The sequence below is a fragment of the bacterium genome (assembly GCA_035529855.1).
In the GTDB taxonomy this organism is placed as follows: domain Bacteria; phylum RBG-13-66-14; class B26-G2; order WVWN01; family WVWN01; genus WVWN01.
This window is the reverse complement of record DATKVX010000130.1, coordinates 1-2,744: the sequence shown is the minus strand read 5'-3', so window position 1 is coordinate 2,744 and position 2,744 is coordinate 1. Positions and strand designations below refer to the sequence as shown.

The window sequence follows — 2,744 nt, the reverse complement described above, 5'->3', positions numbered from 1 at the left end:
CGAAGCCGACGAGCGCGGCATTCAGGACGTCGCCGATGGTCTTGGCGTACGTTACGTGTACTTTGTCGCGGTGTTCCTCTTCGACCTCGAGGATGTCGCTCTCGTTTTCCTCGGGGAACAACACGTTGGGGATGTGGGCGCGGACCGCGGCCAGGAGCTTCTCTTTGACGCCGCCGATGGGCATTAACTTGCCGCGCAGCGTTATCTCGCCCGTCATCGCCAGGTCGTGGCGCACCGGCAGGCCGGACAGGACCGACGCCAGCGCCGTTGCCATCGCGACGCCGGCCGAGGGGCCGTCCTTGGGGGTGGCGCCCGCCGGCACGTGGATGTGGATGTTGTACTTCTCGAAGGCTTCGCCGCCGATGCCCAGTTCTTTGGCGTGGGCCTTGACGTAGGAATACGCGGCGCGGGCCGACTCCTGCATGACGTCGCCCAGCTGGCCCGTCAGGATGAGCTCGCCTTTGCCGGGTATCTTCAAGGCTTCGATGAATAGTATGACGCCGCCTACCGCGGTCCAGGCCATGCCGGTCGCGATGCCGACTTCGTCTTTGCGGCCGGCCGTCTCCGGGTAGAACGGCGGCGCTTTGAGGTAATCGGCCAGGTTCTTCTTCGTGGCGGTGACCTTGCCCGTTTTCTCTTCGACGATTTGCCGCGCCGTCTTGCGGCAGATGGTCGCGATGGCGCGCTCCAGGTTGCGAACGCCGGCCTCTCTCGTGTACCGGTTTATAATCTCCTTTACCGCCGAGTCGGCGATTTTCAAAGACCTTTTTCCCAGGCCGTGTTCGGCCAGCTGCTTCGGGATTAGGAACTGCTTCGCGATGTTTAACTTCTCGGGCAGGGTGTAGCCGGGCAGCCGTATTATCTCCATACGGTCTTTCAGCGCCGGCGGTATGGGGTCGAGGATGTTGCCGGTGGTTATGAACATCACCTTCGACAGGTCGAACGGGAGGTCGAGGTAATGGTCCGAGAACGAGAAGTTCTGTTCGGGGTCGAGGACTTCCAATAATGCGGAGGCGGGGTCGCCGCGGAAATCCATCCCGAGTTTATCCACCTCGTCCAGCATGAAGACCGGGTTGTTGGTGCCGGCCTTCCGGATTCCCTGTATTATCCGGCCCGGCAGCGCGCCGACGTACGTCCGGCGGTGGCCGCGAATTTCGGCCTCGTCGCGCACTCCCCCCAGCGACATCCGAATGAACTTCCGGCCCACGGCCCGGGCGATGGATTTGCCGACCGACGTCTTGCCCACGCCCGGCGGCCCCACGAAGCAGAGTATGGGTCCCTTCATCTCGGCTTTGAGTTTGCGCACCGACAGGTATTCCAGGATGCGCTCCTTCACGTCGGCCAGGTCGTAGTGGTCCTGGTCCAGGACCGCCCGGGCGTGCGCGATGTCGAGGTTGTCGTCGGAGCCCTCGAGCCAGGGGAGGGTCAGGATCCAGTCGAGGTACGTGCGCGCGACGACGTATTCCGCCGCCTGGGGCGGGATGGTCTTAAGGCGGTTGAGCTCGCGCGTCGCCTCCTCGCGGACCTCGTCCGGCAGCGCCTTCTCGAGCAGCTTCTCCTCCAGCTCGTCGATCTCGACGGCGTACTGGTCCTCTTCGCCCAGCTCCTTGCGGATGGCTTTGAGCTGTTGGCGCAGGTAGTAGTCGCGGTGGGCCTTGTCCATTTCGCTCTTGGCTTCGGATTGGATTTTGGAACCCAGCTCGAGCAGGTCCACCTCGCGGTTGAGGATGGAGGTGAGTTTCTCGAGCCGTTCGGTTACGTCCACCGCCTCCAGGATCTCTTGCCGCTCGGCCAGGTCGACGTTGACGTTGGAGGTGACGAAGTCGGCCAGCTTGCCGGGGTCGTCGACGTTCATCGCCGCGACGTACGCGTCTTCCGGCAGGTTGGGCGCAAGCTCGACGACCTTTTGGAAGAGGTTGAGGGCGTTGCGCTGCAGCGCTTCTATCTTGGTGGTTTTCTTTTCCGGGTTTTCGAGGCGTTCGATCTTGGCCTTGAAATAGGGCGTGGTCTGGACGAAACTCTTTACCGCCACCCGCGTTATGCCCTGGACCATTATCCGCGCCGAGCCGTCCGGCATCCGCAGCATCTTGAGGATCATCCCGCCGGTCCCCACGCCGTAGATGTCGTCGGCCTCCGGGTCCTCGGTCTCGGGGTCCTTCTGGGCGACCAGGCCAATAATGCGGTTGCCGCGCACGGCGTCGTCGATGAGCTTGATGCTCGACTTGCGGCCGACGACGAGAGGGACGATCATGAACGGGAAGATGACGGTCCCGCGGAGCGGCAGTATGGGTAGTTCTTCGGGAAGCTCGACCGCCTCGACGTTCTCTTCGTTAGGCAACGTAATGCACCACCTTAGTACGGAGCGGGCCGCGGCCGGGCCCGGCGGTTACCGTTCCTTAAAGTATCTCCACCGTGGTATGAATCGTAACCGGCGTTTCGACTTTGGGGAGGATTACGAAGAGGAAACCGTCGCGATACAGCGCCCGGCATTTGTCGCCGTCTACCGGCCGGGGAAGGTGAATGACGCGCCGGAAGTATCCGTACTCCACCTCGATCTGGTGGTAGTACTCGCATTCCTCGTGGTATTCCTCTTTGCGCATGCCGGTGATGATAACCGTATCCTCGTCCAGCAGCACCTTGACGGCGTCGCGGCTGACGCCGGCGAGGTCCATCCGCACGACGAGGTCGTTCTTGGTCTCGAAGACGTCGGCGTCCGGGATCCAGTGGCGCGGCGCGCCCGACGA

2 protein-coding genes are annotated in these 2,744 nt (G+C 62.8%); both read right to left on the bottom strand.

Annotated elements, in window-relative coordinates; all coding sequences use genetic code 11:
• A partial coding sequence (gene lon, locus VMX79_12840) for an endopeptidase La (protein HUV87983.1) occupies positions 1–2,338 on the bottom strand: 2,338 nt, incomplete at its 3' end.
• Positions 2,339–2,396: 58 nt separating this feature from the next.
• Positions 2,397–2,744: Hsp20/alpha crystallin family protein (locus tag VMX79_12835; protein ID HUV87982.1), on the bottom strand; the 348-nt coding region annotated here is incomplete at its 5' end.